This window comes from Geodermatophilus sp. SYSU D00965, assembly GCF_054050075.1.
In genome coordinates this window covers 90,559-110,846 of record NZ_JBJGYQ010000007.1, presented here as the reverse complement: position 1 = coordinate 110,846, position 20,288 = coordinate 90,559, and the positions used below count along the sequence as shown (strand labels likewise).

Below are 20,288 nucleotides of genomic sequence, written 5' to 3'. Positions count from 1 at the left end.
TTCGAATCGGTCCGGGTCAGACGATCTTCTGGCCGGCGAGGAAGTCGACCAGCTGCTGCGCGCCGTCGCCCTCGTCGGTGACCTTCACCCCGGCGCCCTTCGGCGGCCGGCCGGCGAAGTCGAGCACCTGGCTGGTCGCGGTGGCCAGGCCGACGGTGCCGGGGTCGACCCCCAGGTCGGCCAGCGTCTTCTTCTCCACCGGCTTCTTCTTCGCGGCCATGATCCCCTTGAAGGAGGGGTAGCGCGGCTCGTTGATGGTGTCCCAGGTGGACACGATGGCCGGCAGCGGCGCCTCCAGCGCCCAGTAGCCGCCGTCGGTCTGCCGCTCGACCTTCGCCACCCCGCCGTCGACGGTGAGAGCGCGGGCGCCCGACAGCTGCGGGATGCCCAGCCGCTCGGACAGCAGCGCCGGCATCACCGACATCTGGCCGTCGGTCGACTCCGCGCCGCACAGCACGATGTCGTAGGACAGCTGGGACAGCGCCGCGGCCAGCACCGCCGACGTCTGCACCGCGCACGAGCCGTGGATGGCCTCGTCGGAGACGTGCACGGCCTTGTCCGCGCCCATCGACAGCGCCTTGCGGATCGCGTCGGCGGCCGAGTCCGGCCCGACGGTCAGGACCGTGACCTCACCGCCGTGGGCCTCCTTGAGCTGCAGGGCCTCCTCGAGGGCGTACTCGTCGATCTCGTTGACGACGTTGTCCGCGCTCCCCCGGGCGACGGTGTTGTCCGCCGCGTCCAGGGTGCGCTCGCTCCCGGAGTCGGGGACCTGCTTGACCAGAACGACGATGTCCATCGTCAGACGTACCTCCGCGCTGGGGTCGGCGTCGCGGGTCGGCGCCCGCCTGCTCGATAGTGGAGGTTACCGCCGGGTAACGGAGCGGCCCGGCCGGGTCCGGGTGACCCCGGTCACGTCGGTCAGGGGGCCTCGTGTGCGGGCTCCGCGGGCACGACCAGGACCGGCCGCTCCGCGGGGGTGACGGTCACCGCGGCGCCGGGCAGCAGGTCGGCGCTGTCGGCGCTGGCGACGTCCACGGCCACCTCGACGTCGCCGGGCAGCGCGACCGCCAGCCGGGTGACCGCACCCGAGAAGGTCCGGGTGACCACCCGGCCGACGCCGTCGGGGTCGGCGGTGACCGCGAGCGACTCGGGCCGCACGAGGGCGACCACCGGACCGGCCGGGGGCAGCGACCCGGCGACCGGACGACGGACGCCGAGCAGCGCCACCTCGCGCCCGGCCGGCTCCGCGGGCAGCCGGTTCATGGTGCCGACGAACTCGGCGACGAAGGCGGTCGCCGGGCGCTCGTAGAGCTCGTCGGGCGAGGCGACCTGCTCCAGCCGGCCCCGGCGCAGCACGCCGACCCGGTCGGCCACCGACAGCGCCTCGGCCTGGTCGTGCGTGACGAAGACGGTCGTGATCCCCAGCTCGAGCTGGATCCGGCGGATCTCCTCGCGCAGCTGCACGCGGACCTGGGCGTCCAGCGCCGACAGCGGCTCGTCGAGGAGCAGCACCTGGGGGGCGACGGCGAGCGCCCGGGCCAGCGCGACCCGCTGCTGCTGGCCCCCGGAGAGCTGGTGCGGGTAGTGGCCGCTGCGGTCGGCCAGCCCGACCAGCTCGAGCAGCTCCGCGGCGCGCCGGCGCTGCTCGGCCCTCCCCCGCCGGCGGACGCGCAGCCCGAACGCCACGTTGTCGGCCACGGTCAGGTTCGGGAACAGGCTGTAGGCCTGGAACACCATCCCCATGTCCCGCTTGCTCGCCGGCACGTCGGTGACGTCCCGCCCGTCGAGCAGCACCCGCCCGGCGTCGGGGCGCTCGAACCCGGCGATGGCCCGCAGCGCCGTCGTCTTGCCGCAGCCGGACGGCCCGAGCAGCGCCAGCAGCTCGCCCCCGGCGATGTCGAGGTCGAGCCCGTCGAGGGCCACGACCGAGCCGTAGCGGCGGGTCACGCCCGCCAGGCGCACGGCCACCCCGGGGCGCTCGCGCAGGTCGGCCGGGGCCGCGGCGACCCGGGCCGCCGGCAACCGAGTGGTGGTCATGCGGACTCCTTCCCCGTCCGCCGGCGGTCCAGCGCGGAGATCAGCAGCAGCAGCACCCAGGTGATCGCCAGCGACAGCACCGAGACGGCGACCGACAGCTGCGGCCGCGACCCGGAGATCTCCAGGATCCACGTGGGGAAGGTCCGGAAGCCGAGGATCTGGGCGATGGTGAACTCCCCCAGCACCAGGGCCAGGGTCAGGAACGACGCGTTGAGCACCGAGGTCCGCAGCACCGGCAGCACCACCGAGACCAGGACCCGGGGCCAGGAGGCGCCGAGGTTGCGCGCGGCCTCGGTCAGGGTGCGCAGGTCGGTGCCGCGCAGGCCGGCGTCCAGCGCCCGGTAGACGAACGGCAGCGCCAGGACGACGTAGACGAGGACGAGGATCCACGGCAGCGCGGGGCGCTGCAGGGCGAAGAACGCCTCGGCCAGCGGGGTGCCGAAGAAGTGGTCGGGCGCCCAGGCCAGCACGCTGCGCACCCCGACGACCAGCGCGATCGGCGGCAGCACCAGCGGCAGCAGGGTGAGCAGCTCCACCGTCGTCCGCAGTCTCGGCAGCCTCAGCTCGACGAGGACGACCGTCGGCACCATCAGCAGCAGCGACAGCAGCACGGTGAGGACGGCGATGGCCAGCGAGCGCCCGAAGGTCTCGCCGAACCCCTCCGCCGTCGGGATGCTCGTGTAGTTCTCCGCCGTCAGGCCGCCCGCGCCGCGGTCGCGGATCGTGAACCAGACCGACGCCGCGATCGGCACCAGGAAGTAGAGGGCGGCGAGCGCGAGCACGGCCCAGCGCCACGCCCCCGTCCCGCGCCGGCCGGCCCGGACCGGCGCGTCGGGCGCGACCCCGCCGGCCCCGGCGACGCCGGCCGTCGTCAGCGACGTCACGACAGCCACCGCTGGGTGCGCCGCTGCACCCAGGCGTAGAAGGCCATGACCAGGCCGATGAGCACGACCATGCCCAGGGCCAGGGCCTTGCCGAGGTTCTCCGAGCCGACGACGACGTTGCTCGACAGCGCGTCGGCGATCTGCAGGGTGACCAGCGGGATGCTGCTGCCCACGAGCGCGCGGGCGGTGGCGTAGGCGGCGAACGCCGAGGCGAACAGCAGCATCGTCGCCCCGATCACCGGCGGGGCGAGCACCGGGCCGCCGACGTAGCGCCAGTACTGCCAGCCGCTGGCGCCGAGGTTGTCGGCCGCCTCCCGCCACTGCGGGCGCAGCGCCTCCAGCGCCGGGGTGATCGTCAGGACCATGAGCGGCACCAGGAAGTACAGGTAGACCAGCGCCAGCCCGGCCATCGAGTACAGCGAGAAGCCCGACCAGCCGAGGGTGTCGGTGAGCAGCGCTGTGACCACGCCGGCGTTGCCGACGGTGGCGATGAAGGCGAAGGCCAGCGGGATGCCGCCGAAGTTGGCCAGCACGCCCGAGGCGGTGAGCACCAGCCGGCGCAGCAGCCGGCCCCGACGGGCGCGCAGCACCGCGACGGCCAGCGCCAGGCCGAGGACGGCGCCCAGGACGGCGGTGACCCCCGACAGCTCCAGGCTGCCGACGTAGGCCCGCCGGTAGGCGCCCTCGGTGATCGCGCCGAGGTTCGCCGCCGACCAGCTCTCCTCGAAGGTGACCGGGTCGGTCACCCGGAACGCCTCCACCGCGAGGACGCCGATCGGCAGCACGAGGAAGACCGCGACGTAGACGAAGAAGGGCACCGCGCCGAGCCAGGTCAGCAGCCGGGCCCGTCCGCCGCCCCGCACGCGCGCGCGGTCCGGGGCGGCGACCGCGGGGTCGCCGTCCCGGACCGGGGTGCTCGTCGTGGTGCTCAGCCGGAGATCTCCGCGTTCCACCGCTCGGCGACCACCTGCTGAGCAGCGGTCTCCTGCTCCCGGGTCGGGAAGTCCGCGGTGCCCTCGACCGGCGGCAGGGCCGCCAGCGCGTCGGCGTCGGCCGTGCCCGCCTCCTGCATGGTGGGCAGCCGCACCGGCCGGGCGCCGCCGTTCAGCCAGAGGTTCTGCCCCTGGTCGCTGTAGAGGAACTCCTGCCACAGCCGCGCGGCGGCCGGGTGCGGGGCGAACTTGCTGATCGCCTGGCTGTAGTAGCCGCCGAACAGACCGTCGCTGGGGACGGCGACCTGCCACTCGGCGCCCTGGTCGGCGAGGTCGTCGGTCAGCGCGGCGTTGTTGTAGTCCCAGTCGATGGACAGCGGGGTCTCGCCGCTGAGGATCGTCGCCGGGGTGATCTCCACCGGGTTGAAGTTCCCGGCGTCCTTCACCTGCCGGAAGAAGTCGATGCCCGGGCCGATGTCGTCGAGGCTGCCGCCGTTGGCCAGGGACGCCGCCCAGACCCCGGCGAAGGCCGCCGCCGCCTGGGTCGGGTTGCCGTTGAGCGCGACCTGGCCGGCGTACCGCGGATCGAGCAGCTCGGCGAAGCTGGTCGGGCACTGGTCGATGACCGAGGCGTTGCAGCCGATGGAGACGTAGCCGCCGTAGTCGTTGTACCAGTGGCCCTCGGGGTCCTTCTGGTCCTCGGGGATCTCGTCCCAGGTCTGCACCTGGTAGGGCGCGAGCAGGTCCTGCGCCTGGGCCTGGCGGGCGAAGGCGGTCCCCAGGTCGAGGACGTCGGGGGCGCGGTCCTGCCCCCGCTGGCTGGTCACCGCGTTGAGCTCATCCTGGCTCGAGCCGTCGGGCAGCGCGCTGTTGACGGTGATGCCGTACTCGTCCTCGAAGGCGGCGATCACCTCCCCGTAGTTGGCCCAGTCCGGCGGCAGCGCGATGACGTTGAGCTGGCCCTCGGCCTGGGCCGCCGCCACGAGGGCGTCGAGGTCCCCGAAGTCGGCCAGCGAGGTGGCGGCGGCCGCCTCGGTGCCGCCGCCCCCGCCGCCGGCGCCGTCGTCCCCACCCCCGCATCCGGCCAGTGCGAGGACCGCGGCGGCCGCGGCCGCCGCCGTCCGCACGGGCGAGGGTCTCCTCAGGGCGCTGCGCTGCACGTGTCTCCTCCAGGTCGGGACCGCGGCACCCCGGCGGGGCGCCGCGGACGGTCTGCCGGGATGGTTCCAGAGCCAGGGTGTCCGCGCGGGGTGGCCGACGCCGACGGCGGGGAACGGTCCGGGGAACGCCCGGGGCCGGTCAGCGACCGCTGAACGTCGCCTTGCCCGGCCCGTTCTCCAGGAACGAGCGCATCCCGGTCTTCTGGTCCTCGGTGTCGAACAGCCCGGCGAACAGCTCGGTCTCCAGGGCCAGCCCCTGCTCCAGCGGCCGGTCCAGGCCCTCCTCGATGGCCCGCTTGGCCGCCGCGAGGGCCAGCGGCGGGCCGGCGGCGAACTTGCGCGCCATCGCCACCGCGGTGTCGTAGACCTCCTCGTCGGGGACGACGGCGTCGGCCAGCCCCAGCTCCAGGGCCTCCTCCGCGCCGACGTGCCGGCCGGTGAACACCAGGTCCTTGGCCTTGGCCGGCCCGACCAGGCGGGCCAGCCGCTGCGTCCCGCCCGCGCCGGGGATGACGCCGAGCAGGATCTCCGGCTGGCCGACCTTCGCACCGGCCCCCATCACCCGGAAGTCAGCACACAGCGCCAGCTCGTACCCGCCGCCGAGGGCGTAGCCGGTGATGGCGGCGATGACCGGCTTGGGGATGTGCTGCACCGCGGTGAAGGAGTTGGTGAGCTCCCGGCCCCAGGCGGTCATGCCGGCCCCGTCCAGCCGCGCCATGGCCTTGATGTCGGCGCCGGCGGCGAAGACCCGCTCCCCGCCGTAGAGCACCACCGCCCGGACGTCGTCGCGCTCACCCGCCTCCATGGCCGCGGCGCGCACCTCCCGGTGCAACTGCTCGTCGATCGCGTTCATCTTCGGCCGGTCGAGGCGGATGGTGCCCACCCCCTCGGTCACCTGCAGGGTCACGAACTCCGGCGCTGCCATGGCGGTCCTCCGGCGGGCTGGGACGACGTCGTCGCCGAACCCTAGCCAGCGGGTCGGAGGGGCCGCCCGCTCAGCCCCCCGGTGCCGGCGCGAGGTGCTGCAGCCGCATGTTCTCCGGCACCGACACGTCGGGTGAGACCAGCCGCTCCGGTTCCCCCCGGACGGCGGCCAGGGCGTCGACCAGGTCCCCGCACCGCTGCGCGGACGGCACCCGGAACCCCCGGCCGGTGACCACCCAGATCCCCGCTCCCCCGGCGCGGTCGAGCACCTCCGCGGCGACGGTCGCCGACGGGGTCCCCCGCACCCGGTCGACGTAGTCGGTCCAGTCGACCCGGTCGGCCGGGCGCAGGTCCGGGTAGACGACCAGGTCCAGCCCCCGCTCCGGGGGCACCAGGCGGGCCACCGACGGGCCGAGCTGGTCGGGGCAGAAGACGACGACGTCGCCGGGCCGGGCGTCGGCCAGGGCGCGGGCCACCTGGCCGGCCTGGGTCCGGGGGTCGGTCAGGTGCGGCAGTGCCGTGGCCAGGCCGAGCGCGGCCACCAGGACCAGCCCACCCAGCCGGGCGCGGGCGGTCGGCAGGGCGGCCAGGCCGAGGGCGACCAGCGCCAGGAAGGGCACCACCGCCACGCTGGTGTACCGGGCGTGCACGGCGGTACCGGTGGCCCGGCTGACCAGACCGGCGATGACCAGCGTGCCGAGCGACAGGACCAGCAGCGCGGCGCGGGACGGCCGGGGGCGCAGCGACAGCACCACGGTGGGGCTCCCCGCGCGGCCGGTGCCGACGGCGAGCGCCCCGAGCGCGGCGAGCAGCACCATCGCCGTCCCCAGGACGTGGGCACGCACCTCGAAGCCCCCGCGCCAGGCCTCCAGCGCGATCGGGAGGGCGGACAGCCCCGGCGCCTGCGCCCACGGCGTGCCGGTGTGGGCCAGCTGGAACAGCAGGGTCGGCAGCCACGGGAGGTACAGCAGTCCGCCCAGGGCGAGGCCGGCCAGCACCCGCAGCGCGGGGCGCGGCCGCGCGCGCAGCGCGGCCAGGGCCAGCAGCCCGGTCGCGGCGACCAGGTGGAACGCCCAGACGTGGGTGAGCAGCAGGGCGCCGGTGACCAGCCCCAGCCCCACCACCGGCCACGGCCCGGGCCGGCGGACGACGGTGTGCGCGGCGAGCCCGCCCAGCACGGCGAGCAGCACCAGCAGCGCGTACATGCGGGTCTCCGCCGCGTAGCGGATGACGAACGGCGAGGTGGCCAGCAGCACCACCAGGGCGACCGCCACCCGCCGACCGGCCATCCGCCGCGCGGCGACCCACGCGAGCGGCAGCGTCAGCAGGCCGATGAGCGCCGACAGGCTGCGGACCGCGCCCGCACCCTGGCCGAACAGCGCGATCCAGCCGTGCAGCAGCAGGTAGTACAGCGGGGGCGAGCCGTCCTCCCGCAGCGCGGTGAACAGCTCCGGGAGCGGCAGGCGCGCGATCGCGACGCTCTGCGCCTCGTCGAGCCACAGGTCCGACGGGGCCACGAAACGGGCGCCGGCGCCGACCAGGACGGCGGCAGCCACCAGGGCGGCCAGCAGCGTCGGGAGCACCGGCGCCCGGGACCGCGCCCCCCGCCGGAGACGCACCCGCGGCGGCTCCGGGCGGACCTCGCCCCGGTCGCCCGGCGCGGCCTGCTGTGGCGCGGCGGGCGACGCCCCTGCGGAAGGCGGACTAGGCGGCACGCGGCCGGCGGCGGGGCAGGACGGGAGCCGCCCGGCCGGTCCCGGCCGACACGCTCCCCTGCCCGGCGGAGGACTGCGACGCCGCACCACCCTCGTGGTAGTCCTCCTCGACGTTGACCGCCCACACGTCGTGCGCGGCTCCGTCGACGATGTTCTCGACGGTCAGCATCGCCGTCACCATCGAGTGGTCCTGGTTGTTGTACTTGTGCATGCCGTTGCGCCCCACGGGGTGCACGTTGGGCACCGCCTCGGCCAGCCACGCCCGGATGACCTCGACCCGCTCGTCGTAGCCCGCGTCGTAGACCGGGTACGCCTTGGGCATCCGCACCACGAACCCGCGCTCCACCCGGTCGGCAGCCACCAGGCCGAGCTGGGCCAGTTCCCGCGTGCCCAGCGCGACCAGCGTCTCGTCGTCGCTGTCCCAGAGCTCGTCGCCCTCGTCGACGAAGTACTCCAGCCCGAGGCAGGTCCGCCCGTCCTTGACGAGGAACGGCGACCAGCTGCCGAAGTTCTGGATCCGCCCCACACGGACCTCCGGGGAGTGGATGTAGATCCAGTTGTCGGGGAAGCCGGCCTCCTGGGGCACGACGAGGGCGACGGTGAGGAAGTCGCGGTGCGACAGCCCCTCGGCGGCCTCCCGGACGTGCGGGGGCGCGGGCGGGTCCATCGCGAGGACCAGCTCGGGCAGCGGCATGGAGGAGATGAGGTGGTCGACCGGGATCCGCTCGTCGGGCTCCGCGGCGTGCGGACCGGGCGCCTCCGAGCGGGTGCTGACCGCCACCACGCCCCGCTCGTCCCGGTGGACGGTGGTGCAGCGGGCGCCGAGCTGCACCCGGCCGCCGGCCTCCCGCACCCGCTCCAGCGTCCGCTCCCACATGAGGCCCGGGCCGGTGCGGGGGTACTGGAAGCGGTCGATGAGCGTGGTGATCCTTGGCCCGGAGGTCGGCCGCAGCGCGTGCAGCACCGCCCGCCACAGGTCCAGGTCCTTGATCCGCTGCGCGGCCCAGTCGGCCTGGATCTCGGTGGCCGGGATCCCCCACACCTTCTCGGTGTAGGTCTTGAAGAAGATGCCGTAGAGCCGCCGCCCGAAGCGCGCCGAGACCCAGCCCTCGAAGTGGCTCTGGTCGCGCGGGGGCCGCAGCCGCGCCGCCACGTAGGAGGCCAGGCAGCGGACCGCCTCCACCGGGCCGAGGCCGCGCAGGGCGTTGAGCGGCCGCAGCGGGTAGTCGAACAGCCGCCCCGCGTAGTGGATCCGCGACAGCCGGGGGCGGGAGAGGAACTCGTCGTCGTCGAGCATCTCGTGCCACCACCGCTCGACGGCCGGCACCTTCGTGAAGAAGCGGTGCCCCCCGATGTCGAAGCGCCAGCCGTCCCGCTCCACGGTGCGGCTGATGCCCCCGACGACGGTGTCCGCCTCGAGCACGGTGACCGGGAGGCCCCGGCTCGTGAGCTCGTGCGCGGCCGTCAGGCCGGCCGGGCCTGCCCCCACGACGACGGTGTGTGGTCCGGTGTCCGCCTGTGGTCCGCGCACGCGTCCTCCGCCTCGTTCCCTGCCCCCCGCGGGGCCGCGCCCACCAGCTCTCCGGCAGCGACCGCCCCGCCCTACCCGGAACCGATGCGGAAAGAAACCAGCTCAGCCGGCGCCACCTGCACCCGTCCCGGACCCGTCGCCGCCGGCCCGCCACACCGTCACCAGCCCGGTCGGCGAGGAGGTCGCGACGGGCCGGTAGTGGGCGGCGAGCTCGGCCTCGACGTCCCAGGTCCGCTGCGATCCTCGGGCCTCGGCCGAGGCCCGGTCCAGCCCCAGCACCACGACGTAGTCCAGATCACCGCGGACGGCGGGGAGGTCGACGGCCGGCGGGAGGCGCTCCAGGCCGTGCAGCGAGGGGTCCAGCCGGCTGCGCAGCGAGGAGCCGGCCGGGAACTCGACCTGGAAGTACGCCTCGGCGGCCTCGTAGTGGCCCACGTCGACCGAGCCGCTGCGCACGGCCAGCCGGCTCGACTCGTGGCGCAGCGGGTCGGGGGTGCCCCGTTCGGGGGCCGCCGCCGAGCGGCTGTACTGCAGGACGACGAGGCTGGACCCGGGCTCGATGGTCCCGGCCACCGACAGCAGCTCCGCCACCTCGTCGGCCGCCACGGCCTGCGCCGGCACCCGCGCCAGCGCGCCGGCCGACGCCGACACCGCCAGCACGGCGGCGAGGACGGCGGCCAGCACCCGGGTGGGTGGCCGCGTCGCCGCCCAGAGGACGAGCAGCAGCGGCGGGAACCAGGCCAGCCGCCCGACGAGGAAGCCGAAGTCGGGGCCCAGCCGTTCCGGCGTCAGGCAGACGGCGAGGACCGCGCCGACCAGCAGCACCGCCAGGGCCGCGCGGTCGGCCTCGCGGCCGGTCTCGTCGGGCGCCCGACGGCGCAGCGCCAGCACCGCGAGCACGAGCAGCGCCACCATCGCGGCCAGGGCGGCGGCGCGGGCGAGGTCGGGGACGCCGTCGACCCCCCAGCCGGTCAGGAACGGCCGCTCCCCCACCAGCAGCGCCTCGAGCCGCTCCGTGGAGGGCTCCCCCTCCGGCGTGGCCGGCGGTCCGTCCCCCGTGGCGAGGTAGGCAGCGGTGAGCAGCACACCGGGCAGGACGGCGAGACCGGCCGGGGCCAGGTGCCGGCGGACGGCGGGCAGCACCGGCGTCCCACCGCGCACGTCCGCGCCGGCCCGGGCCACCGCCAGCAGGAGGACGCCGCCGACGCCCACGACCCACGGCAGCAGGTGCGCGCTCCAGGTCAGCACGGACAGGACCGCGAGGGCCGCCACCGCGCGCGGGGACCACCCGGACCGCCGGCGGAGGGCGACGCCCAGGACGAGCAGCGCGCCGATGACGCCGAGCGTGAAGTTGTAGAAGCCGTAGGCCAGCAGGTGGCTGCTGCCGAACAGCAGCGCCACCACCGCCAGCCAGCCGGCCCGCGGGGACACCCCGCGCACGGCGTAGGCCAGCGCCGCGACCAGGCCGGCGACGATCCCCGCCACGAGCAGCCGCTCGGCGGCGTCCGGCCCGACGACCTGCAGCAGGCCCGCCAGCAGCAGCGTGGCGGCCATGTTGGGCACGGGGGTGAGGTCGACCCGGTAGTGCTCCCGCAGCGCCGCGCCCACGGCACCGTCGTCCCCGCGGTGCACCAGCGCCCAGGCCCCCGCGACGTGCGCCGGGCCGTCCTGGCTCAGGACCGTCGGGAAGGCCACCAGCGGAGCCAGCTGCACCGCCAAGCCCGCCGCGAGCAGCACCGCGACGAGCACCCTGCGCCCGCTCCACGGCCCCCTCCAGGCCGCCACCCCGACCCTGCGGGGGGCGGGCAGGAGGGGGACCCTCATCAGGCGGCGCGGCGGGCGGTCCAGCGGCCGTCGGCCCGCTGGACCTGCAGCGCCAGCCCGAAGGTCTCCGACAGCGCCTCCCGGGTGAGCACCTGCTCGACCGGCCCGCGGGCCACCACCTGGCCGCCCCGCAGCAGCAGCGCGTGGGTGTAGCCCGGCGGGATCTCCTCGACGTGGTGGGTGACCAGCACCTGCGCCGGGGCGTAGAGGTAGCGGGCCAGGTCCGACAGGCGGCTGACCAGGTCCTCGCGGCCACCGAGGTCGAGGCCGGCGCCGGGCTCGTCGAGGAGCAGCAGCTCGGGGTCGGGCATGAGCGCACGGGCGATCTGCACCCGCTTGCGCTCCCCCTCGCTCAGCGTCCCGAACGGCCGGTGGGCCATCGGCGTGACGCCCCACTGCTGCATCAGCATCGCCGCGCGGGTCAGGTCGTGGACGTCGTAGCGCTCCCGCCAGCGGCCGACCACCGCGTACCCGGCGGAGAGCACCACGTCGCCGGTCCGCTCGGAGGGCTCGATGCGGTTGGCCAGCGCGGCGCTGGTCAGCCCGATCCGCGGCCGCAGCTCGAAGACGTCGACCGCACCGAGCGTCTCGCCCAGCAGCGTGACCGTGCCGCGCGTGGGGTGCATGTGCGCCGCGGCCAGCTGCAGGAGCGTCGTCTTGCCCGCGCCGTTGGGACCGAGCACCACCCAGCGCTCGTCCTCGTGCACCGTCCAGTCGACCCCGCGGAGCAGGTGGGTCTGCCCCCGGACGACGTCCACACCGCGAATCTCGACGACCGGCTCGCTCGACACACCTCCATCCAACCAACCCGCCCGACCCCGCCGACGTGCCACCCGACCGGCCCGCGTGCTGTCAGGATCGACCCCGTGCGCAGCAGCCCGGACGAACTCGAGGTCTGGCCCGGCTCCCCCAGCCCCCTGGGCGCCTCCTGGGACGGGACCGGCACCAACTTCGCGCTGTGGTCGGCCGGCGCGCAGGCGGTCGACCTGTGCCTGTTCGACGACGAGGGCGCCGAGCACCGCCACCGGCTGCAGGAGACCACCCACCAGGTGTGGCACGCGCGGCTGCCCGGGATCGGCCCGGGCCAGCGCTACGGCTACCGGGTGCACGGCGGCTACGACCCCGGCTCGGGGCTGCGCCACAACCCGGCCAAGCTGCTGCTGGACCCCTACGCCCGAGCCGTGGACGGCGACCTGACCCTGCACCCGGCGTTGTTCGGCTACACCGACGCCGCGTTCGACACCGCCCTGCCCGACCCCCACGACTCCGCTCCGCACGTGCCCCGCGGCGTGGTGGTGCACGACCCGTTCCCGTGGGACGGCGACCGGCGGCCGGGCACCCCGTGGGCGGACACGGTGATCTACGAGGTGCACGTCAAGGGCGCGACCATGAGCTGCCCCCAGGTGCCGCCCGCGCTGCGCGGCACGTACGCGGGCCTGGCCCACCCCGCGTTCACCGAGCACCTGCAGGCCCTCGGGGTCACCGCGGTCGAGCTGCTGCCGGTGCACCACTTCGTCAGCGAACCGCACCTGCTGCGCCGCGGCCTGACCAACTACTGGGGCTACAACACCCTCGGGTACTTCGCCCCGCACGCGGCCTACAGCTCCTCGGGCACCGCCGGCCAGCAGGTCACCGAGTTCAAGGCGATGGTCAAGACGCTGCACGCCGCGGGCATCGAGGTCATCCTCGACGTGGTCTACAACCACACCGCCGAGGGCGACCACACCGGTCCCACGCTGTCGTTCAAGGGCATCGACAACGGCGGCTACTACCGGCTCGACGGCGGCGACCCGTCCCGCTACACGGACTACACCGGCTGCGGCAACACCCTCGACGTCCGCCGTCCCCCGGTGCTGGCGCTGCTGATGGACTCGCTGCGGTACTGGGTCACCGAGATGCACGTCGACGGCTTCCGGTTCGACCTCGCCGCGGCGCTGGCCCGCTCGATGCACGACGTCGACCGGCTGTCGGCCTTCTTCGACGTCGTCCACCAGGACCCGGTGGTCAGCCAGGTGAAGCTGATCGCCGAGCCGTGGGACGTCGGCGAGGGCGGCTACCAGGTGGGCAACTTCCCGCCGCTGTGGACCGAGTGGAACGGCAAGTACCGCGACACGGTCCGGGACGTGTGGTCCGGGGCGCACGTCGGCGTCCGCGACCTCGCCTACCGGCTGACCGGCTCCTCGGACCTGTACCGCTCCGACGGGCGGCGACCCTTCGCCAGCATCAACTTCGTCACCGCGCACGACGGCTTCACCCTCGCCGACCTGGTCACCTACCAGCGCAAGCGCAACGAGGCCAACGGCGAGGACAACCGGGACGGCGAGAGCCACAACCGCAACTGGAACTGCGGCGTGGAGGGCCCCAGCGACGACCCGGAGGTCACCGCGCTGCGGGCCCGGCAGGTGCGCAACCACCTGACCACCCTGCTGCTGTCGACCGGCGTGCCGATGCTGACCGCCGGAGACGAGATCGGCCGGACGCAGGAGGGCAACAACAACGCCTACTGCCAGGACAACGAGGTCTCCTGGATCGACTGGAAGTCCGTCGACGAGGACCTGCTCGCGTTCGTCTCCCGGCTGGTGGAGCTGCGGCGGTCCTCCCCCGTGCTGCGCCAGGAGGCGTTCTTCGAGGGCCACGAGATCCCGGGCACCGGCGGCACCCGCGACCTCGCGTGGTTCCACCCCGCCGGGCACCAGCTGAGCACCGCGGACTGGTTCGACGTCGGGCTGCAGACGATCGGCATGTACCTCGACGGCCGCGGCATCCGGCACCGCGACCAGCGCGGCCGGCCGGTGCAGGACGACTCCTACCTGGTGCAACTGCACGCCGGCCCGGCCCCGGTGACCGTGCACCTGCCCGGCCCGCCGTGGGCCGACGGCTACGAGTTCGTCGTCTCGACGGAGTACCCGACCGGGGCGCCGCCGCGGCCGGCCGTGGTCGCCCCCGGACCGCTGGAGATGCCGCCGCGCACCGTGTGGCTGCTGCGGGTGCTGCGCCGCCCCTGACGCTGTCCGCTGTTGCGGGGCCCGCCGTTGTGGGCGTTTCTCGCGCAGTGCCGGTCCTGCAGGGCCCGCACTCCGCGAGCCAGGCCGGCAATGGGCGCCGAGCACGACCCGAGCCCCGGCTCCGCAGGGGATCCGAGGCTCGGGGACGGCACTCAGCCGGGGTGGACCGGTCGCGGGCCCGCAGGGTCCCCGACCGGACACGGGCAGGGGCTCCACGCCGGGCCGGGCACGGCACGTGGCCGCGGTGCGGTCCGGAGGACCGCCGTGTCCTAGTCGGGCTGCTGCTCGAAGGTGATGACCGTCCAGCCCAGGAGCAGGCGGTCGCCGTCGGACAGCGGGTGGGCGACGCCGGGCTCCAGCTGGGTCCACTCGGTGGCCTCGGGGCCGGCGACGTGGGTGCCGTTGAGCGAGCCGAGGTCGACCAGCGACACCTCGCGGCCGTTGCGCTGGATCGCGGCGTGCGCGGAGGAGAGCACGTTCTGCGTGTCGGCGATCGGCACCGGCCGGGCCGACCCGGCGGTCACCAGCTCGTGGTTGTCGGGCCGGCGGCCGAGGACGAGGTCCTCGTCGACGGTCACGACCAGGCCGTCGTCGAAGCGCAGGATCGGCGCCGCGGCGGGCTCGGGCTTCCAGAAGGCGGTCGCCTCGCCGCCCTCGTCGTCCTGCCGCGCGGGGGCGGCGGTGGCACCGAAGCCGGAGGACGCGGAGGAGCCGGAGGGCGCGCTGCTGCCGAACCCGGAGTCGGAGCCGGCGGAGAACATCGAGGGGCTCGACTGCGGGACGGCGGCCGTCGAGGGGTGGGCGACCGCGGCCAGCTGCAGCATCGCGCCGGAGCCGGGCACGGTGCCCTCGACGAGGTCGTAGGCCACGCCCGGCGGCATCGACGGGACCGGCTGGCCGGGGCCGACGTAGAGGGTGGAGCCGAGGTGGAAGCCGCTGGCCAGGGTGCAGCCGTCGACCGAGGAGCCCGACACGGGGACGCCGTCCACGGCCGGCTGGCCCTTGCCGGAGTACAGCGCCACACCCGTGCCGGTGCCGCCGACGGCGGTGTCGACCAGGACCAGGGCGAAGGACGCCGACCCGCCGCCCAGCGCGGCCACCTGGCTCGCCACCGCACCGAGCACCCGCTCGGCGCCGGGGCCGGAGACCCCCAGGCAGGCGTGCAGCGCGGCGACGAGGGCCGGTGCCCCCGGTGCGTCGACCCAGAGCAGACCGCCTCCCCGTCGGGCGACGACGGAGTCTCCGGGCAGGACTTCACAGCGGTCGGGCATGGCGCAAGCCTAATGACCTCAGGCACGCGCGGGCGGACCGGGAACGCCGCCACGCCGGACGGGCACGATGCCCCCGGGACAGGTGCGACCGGCGTGACGGCTGTGCCCGGAGTCGCCCCCGGACGCGGCCCCCTGCAGGGTCCGCGCTCAGGCGGTCGCGACCAGTCCGAGCTCGGCCGGGTCGGCCAGGTGACCGGAGGCGGGCAGCACCCGCACCGTGTAGCCGAAGGCGCCGGTGCGCTCCAGCGGCAGCGTGGCGGTGAACCAGTGCCGGGTGCCCTCGGTGGTCTCGTGCTTCATCGGCAGCGTCGTGACCTCGTGCAGCCCGTCGGAGTCGTCGACCCGGCCGTAGGCCGCCTGCACCTCCACGTCGGCGGGCGTGAGGCCGGGCAGCTCCACCTCCGCCCGCAGCGCCAGCGTCGACCCGATCTCCGGGGTGTCGCCGGCGCCGGTCGCCTCGACGTGGGCGACCCGCACCGCGCCCCAGTTCTCCTGCACGTGCGCCCGCCAGCTCGCCTGCTCGCGGGCCACGCCGTAGCCGGACTCGGCCATCCCGCGGGCGGAGCCGGCCGCCGGCACGTAGAGCTGCTGCACGTAGTCGCGCACCATGCGGGTCGCCAGCACCTTGGGCCCGGTCTCGCGGAGGGTGTGCCGCACCATCTCGACCCAGCGGGTGGGGACGCCGTCGCGGTCGGTCTCGTAGAAGCGCGGCAGCACCTGCGTGCTGAGCAGGTCGTAGATGGCCCGCGCCTCGATCTCGTCGCGCCGGTCGTGGTCGACGACGCCGTCGGCGGTGGGGATCGCCCAGCCGTTCTGCCCGTCGAACCACTCGTCCCACCAGCCGTCGCGGATGGAGAGGTTCAGGCCACCGTTGAGCGCGGCCTTCATGCCGGAGGTGCCGCAGGCCTCCAGCGGGCGCAGCGGGTTGTTCAGCCACACGTCGCAGCCCCAGTAGAGGTAGCGGGCCATGCCGATGTCGTAGCCGGGGAGGAAGGCGATCCGGTGCCGGATGGCCGGGTCGTCGGCGAACTTCACCATCTGCTGGATCAGCTGCTTGCCGCCGTCGTCGGCCGGGTGGCTCTTGCCGGCGATGACCAGCTGGATCGGCCGCTGCTCGTCGAGCAGCAGCGCCCTGAGCCGCTCCGGGTCGCGGAGCATGAGCGTGAGCCGCTTGTAGGAGGGCACCCGGCGGGCGAAGCCGATGGTGAGGACGTCGGGGTCGAAGGCGGTGTCGGTCCAGCCCACCTCCGACTCCGCGGCGCCGCGGGACAGCGCGGTCGCCCGCAGCCGGCGGCGCACCTCGTCGACCAGCCGGCCGCGCAGCAGCCGCCGGGTGCTCCACAGGTCGCCGGCCGGGATGCGGTCGACGCCGTCGAAGTGCACCGACCCCTCGACCTCGGCCGGGTCGCCCTGGGTGCTCGTCTGCGTGCCCAGTTCGACCAGCTCGCGCGCGGTCCAGGTCGGGGCGTGCACCCCGTTGGTGATCGAGCTGATCGGGACGTCGTCCTCGTCGAAGCCCGGCCACAGGTCGCGGAACATCGAGCGGCTGACGTGCCCGTGCAGCCGGCTGACGCCGTTGGCCCGCTGGCCCAGCCGCAGGCCCATGTGCGCCATGTTGAACTTGCTCGGGTCCTGCTCGGCGCCCAGTGGGATCAGCTGGTCCAGGGGGACGCCGAAGCCGGCGAAGTAGCGCTCGATCAGCGCCCGCGGGAAGCGGTCGATCCCGGCCGGCACGGGCGTGTGCGTGGTGAACACCGTGCCGGCGCGCACCGCCTGCAACGCCTCGGTGAACGACAGCCCGTGCGACTCGGTGAGCTCGCGGATGCGCTCGACACCCTGGAACCCGGCGTGGCCCTCGTTGGCGTGGAAGACCTCCGGCGCCGGGGTGCCGGTGAGCTGGCAGTAGGCGCGCAGCGCCCGCACCCCGCCGATGCCCAGCAGCATCTCCTGGCGCAGCCGGTGGTCCTCGTCGCCGCCGTAGAGGCGGTCGGTGACCACCCGCTCCGACGGCGCGTTCTCCTCGATGTCGCTGTCGAGCAGCAGCAGCGAGACGCGGCCGACCTGGGCCCGCCAGACGTGCGCGTGCAGCGTGCGCCCCTCGGGCAGCGGCACGGTGATGACCACCGCCGACCCGTCGGGCTGGCGCAGCAGCTTCACCGGCAGGCCGTGCGGGTCCAGCGACGGGTAGTGCTCCAGCTGCCAGCCGTCGGGCGACAGCGACTGCTCGAAGTACCCGGCCCGGTACAGCAGGCCGAGGCCGATGAGCGGGACCCCGAGGTCGGAGGCGGCCTTGAGGTGGTCGCCGGCGAGGATCCCCAGGCCACCGGAGTACTGCGGCAGCACCTCGGTGATGCCGAACTCCGCGGAGAAGTAGGCGATGGAGGCCGGGGCGCCGGCGCCCAGCGTCTGGTACCAGTGCGGCGCCGACAGGTAGTCCTCCAGGTCGTCGACGACGTCCTGGAGCCGGCGCAGGAACCGGCGGTCCCGGGCGAGCGTGGCCAGCCGCTCGGCGGAGACCTCGCCGAGGACCTTGACCGGGTCCCCCTTGCAGGTCTGCCACAGGTGCGGGTCGAGGGCCTCGAACAGGTCGCGGGTCTCGGGGTGCCAGGACCAGCGCAGGTTGGTCACCAGCTGGGAGAGCGGCATCAGCTCCTCGGGGAGCGAGGCCCGGACGGTGAACCGGCGGAGAGCGCGCACCGCCCGAGACTAACCAGGTCACGCCCTCGACACCGGGTGCCGCCGGGAGGCCACCCGGCGCAGGCGAGCCGGGCCCGAGGGCCGCTCCGCGGTCGACGTGCCCCCTCGCGCAGAGATCGATAGCGTGGCCGGGATGACTGGCCGCGCTGACCTCCGTCTCGGCATCACCGATGTCGCCCCCGTCGTGTCGTGCGGGTCCTTCTCGGCCCGCGCCGTGGTCGGTGAGCACCTGCCGATCACCGCCACCGTCTTCCGCGAGGGCCACGACGCCGTCGCGGCCAACGTCGTCTGGACGCCACCGGGCGCGGACGGCGACGCGCAGCCGCTGCAGCGGATGGTCCGGTTCGGGCCGGAGCCCGACCGCTGGATCACCACCGTCGTCCCCGACCGGGAGGGGCGGTGGTCGTTCCGGGTCGAGGCGTGGAGCGACCCGCTGGCCACCTGGCACCACGCGGTCGAGGTGAAGATCGCCGCCGGCCAGGGAGCCGAGGAGCTCGCCAACGACCTCGAGGAGGGCGCCCGGCTGCTGGAGCGGGTGACCGCCGAGGCCGACGGCGAGTGGAAGCAGCGGCTGACCGACGCCACGGCCGCGCTGCGGGACACCTCGCTCGACGTCCCCGCGCGGGTCGGCCCGGCGCTGGCCCAGGCCGTGCAGGAGTACCTGTACGAGCACCCCGTCCGGGAACTGGTCACCCAGGGGCCCCGGTACGAGGTGTGGGTGGACCGGCAGCGGGCGCTGTTCGGCTCCTGGTACGAGTTCTTCCCCCGCTCCACCGGCCCGGTCGTCGGGGACCGGCCCACCCACGGCACGTTCGCCACCGCCGCCGACCGGCTGCCGGCGGTCGCCGAGATGGGCTTCGACGTCGTCTACCTGCCGCCGATCCACCCGATCGGCACGGTCAACCGCAAGGGCCCGAACACCCCGCTGTTCCCCGGCGGCAACCCGAACGAGGTGGGTCCGGACGACGTCGGCTCCCCGTGGGCCATCGGCAGCGCCGAGGGCGGGCACGACGCCGTCCACCCGGCGCTGGGCACGATGGACGACTTCCGGGACTTCGTCCGGCGCACCGGCGAGCTGGGCATGGAGGTCGCCCTCGACCTGGCGCTGCAGGCGGCACCGGACCACCCCTGGGTGCGCAGCCACCCGGAGTGGTTCACCACCAAGCCCGACGGCACGATCGCCTACGCGGAGAACCCGCCGAAGAAGTACCAGGACATCTACCCGGTCAACTTCGACAACGACCCCGAGGGCATCTACGCCGAGGTGCTGCGGGTCGTGCGCGTCTGGATGGACGCCGGCGTGCGGGTCTTCCGGGTCGACAACCCGCACACCAAGCCGCTGAACTTCTGGCACTGGCTGATCTGGACGATCAAGGAGACCGACCCCGACGTCCTCTTCCTGGCCGAGGCGTTCACCCGGCCGGCGATGATGCACCAGCTGGCCCGGCTGGGGTTCACGCAGTCCTACACGTACTTCACCTGGCGCACCGAGCGCGGGGAGATCGAGGACTACGGCCGCGAGCTGGCCGCCAACTGCCACTACATGCGGCCGAACTTCTTCGTGAACACCCCGGACATCCTGCACGCGTCGCTGCAGTACGGCGGCCCGCCGATGTTCAAGATCCGCGCCGTGCTGGCTGCGATGATGAGCCCGACCTGGGGTGTCTACTCCGGGTACGAGCTGTTCGAGCACGTCGCCGTCCGCCCGGGCAGCGAGGAGTACCTCGACAGCGAGAAGTACGTGCTCCGGCCCCGGGACTACGCCGGCGCCGAGGCCTCCGGGCGCAGCCTCGCGCCCTACCTGCGCCGGCTCAACGAGATCCGCCGCGCCCACCCGGCCCTGCAGCAGCTGCGCACGCTGCGGTTCCACGCCGTCGACAACCCGAACCTGATCTGCTTCACCAAGACCGACCCCGGCTCGCAGGACGCCGTCCTGGTGGTCGTGGCGCTGGACAGCCACAACACCCAGATCGGGACGACGGCCCTGGACCTGCCGGTCCTCGGCCTGGACTGGCACGAGCGGTTCACCGTGACCGACGAGCTGACCGGCGCCACGTACGACTGGGGCCAATTCAACTACGTCGAGCTCGACCCGCACCGCGAGCCGGCGCACGTCTTCTCGATCACCCACCACCGGCACGTGCAGGTCCCGCCGCCGGTGTCCTGATGAGGCCCCGCCCCGGGCCCCGCCTGAGCCGGCGAAGGATGGGTAGGACGGGGTCCTCACCCACTCGCCGGCTCGCGGCGGGCCCCTGCCGGCGGGCCGCGACCCATCCACCCACGCACGAGATCGAGGGCGATCCCCCGC

Annotated in this window: 14 protein-coding genes; 2 read left to right on the top strand and 12 right to left on the bottom strand. The window is 74.6% G+C overall.

The features are described 5' to 3' along the window. Nucleotides 1-16: 16 nt before the first annotated feature. From ACI789_RS08725 to ACI789_RS08680, 10 genes are all read right to left on the bottom strand, one after another. The gene (locus ACI789_RS08725; protein WP_457008070.1) at nt 17-796 is read right to left on the bottom strand and encodes an electron transfer flavoprotein subunit beta/FixA family protein; all 780 of its coding nucleotides are present in this window, start codon (nt 794-796) and stop codon (nt 17-19) included. A 122-nt stretch (nt 797-918) separates the two neighbouring features. Continuing rightward, nucleotides 919-2,037 carry an ABC transporter ATP-binding protein gene (locus ACI789_RS08720; RefSeq protein ID WP_457008068.1) on the bottom strand — a complete coding sequence of 373 codons (1,119 nt, stop codon included), beginning with the start codon at nt 2,035-2,037 and terminating at the stop codon, nt 919-921. Continuing rightward, nucleotides 2,034-2,921 carry an ABC transporter permease subunit gene (locus ACI789_RS08715; protein ID WP_457008066.1) on the bottom strand — a complete coding sequence of 296 codons (888 nt, stop codon included), beginning with the start codon at nt 2,919-2,921 and terminating at the stop codon, nt 2,034-2,036. Before ACI789_RS08715 ends, ACI789_RS08720 begins: the two co-directional genes overlap by 4 nt. Next, on the bottom strand, nt 2,918-3,874 hold the full coding sequence (locus ACI789_RS08710) for an ABC transporter permease (RefSeq protein ID WP_457008064.1): 957 nt from the start codon (nt 3,872-3,874) through the stop codon (nt 2,918-2,920). Before ACI789_RS08710 ends, ACI789_RS08715 begins: the two co-directional genes overlap by 4 nt. Further along, on the bottom strand, nt 3,850-4,980 hold the full coding sequence (locus ACI789_RS08705; protein WP_457008062.1) for an extracellular solute-binding protein: 1,131 nt from the start codon (nt 4,978-4,980) through the stop codon (nt 3,850-3,852). Before ACI789_RS08705 ends, ACI789_RS08710 begins: the two co-directional genes overlap by 25 nt. 172 nt (nt 4,981-5,152) lie before the next feature. Then, entirely contained in the window at nt 5,153-5,938 is a 786-nt protein-coding gene (locus ACI789_RS08700; RefSeq protein WP_457008060.1) for an enoyl-CoA hydratase/isomerase family protein, read from the bottom strand. A gap of 70 nt (nt 5,939-6,008) precedes the next feature. Continuing rightward, nucleotides 6,009-7,520, bottom strand: a complete 1,512-nt coding sequence (locus ACI789_RS08695) for a glycosyltransferase family 39 protein (protein WP_457008058.1) — start codon at nt 7,518-7,520, stop codon at nt 6,009-6,011. Nucleotides 7,521-7,641: 121 nt separating this feature from the next. Continuing rightward, nucleotides 7,642-9,183 carry an NAD(P)/FAD-dependent oxidoreductase gene (locus ACI789_RS08690; RefSeq protein WP_457008056.1) on the bottom strand — a complete coding sequence of 514 codons (1,542 nt, stop codon included), beginning with the start codon at nt 9,181-9,183 and terminating at the stop codon, nt 7,642-7,644. A gap of 102 nt (nt 9,184-9,285) precedes the next feature. Further along, nucleotides 9,286-10,932, bottom strand: a complete 1,647-nt coding sequence (locus tag ACI789_RS08685) for a hypothetical protein (protein ID WP_457008054.1) — start codon at nt 10,930-10,932, stop codon at nt 9,286-9,288. A gap of 74 nt (nt 10,933-11,006) precedes the next feature. Further along, complete coding sequence (locus ACI789_RS08680) at nt 11,007-11,798, bottom strand: ABC transporter ATP-binding protein (protein ID WP_456918553.1); 792 nt, start codon at nt 11,796-11,798, stop codon at nt 11,007-11,009. A gap of 75 nt (nt 11,799-11,873) precedes the next feature. Between ACI789_RS08680 and glgX the strand changes: the two genes are divergently transcribed. Beyond that, entirely contained in the window at nt 11,874-14,012 is a 2,139-nt protein-coding gene (gene glgX, locus ACI789_RS08675; RefSeq protein WP_457008051.1) for a glycogen debranching protein GlgX, read from the top strand. A 269-nt stretch (nt 14,013-14,281) separates the two neighbouring features. Here glgX and ACI789_RS08670 read toward each other — a convergent pair whose 3' ends face one another. Next, the gene (locus ACI789_RS08670; RefSeq protein WP_457008049.1) at nt 14,282-15,283 is read right to left on the bottom strand and encodes an FHA domain-containing protein; all 1,002 of its coding nucleotides are present in this window, start codon (nt 15,281-15,283) and stop codon (nt 14,282-14,284) included. 147 nt (nt 15,284-15,430) lie between these two features. Continuing rightward, nucleotides 15,431-17,980, bottom strand: coding sequence for an alpha-glucan family phosphorylase (gene glgP / locus ACI789_RS08665; protein WP_457008047.1), 2,550 nt, complete (start codon nt 17,978-17,980; stop codon nt 15,431-15,433). Nucleotides 17,981-18,113: 133 nt separating this feature from the next. Between glgP and ACI789_RS08660 the strand changes: the two genes are divergently transcribed. Beyond that, nucleotides 18,114-20,147, top strand: coding sequence for an alpha-1,4-glucan--maltose-1-phosphate maltosyltransferase (locus tag ACI789_RS08660; RefSeq protein WP_457008045.1), 2,034 nt, complete (start codon nt 18,114-18,116; stop codon nt 20,145-20,147). Nucleotides 20,148-20,288 lie beyond the last annotated feature (141 nt).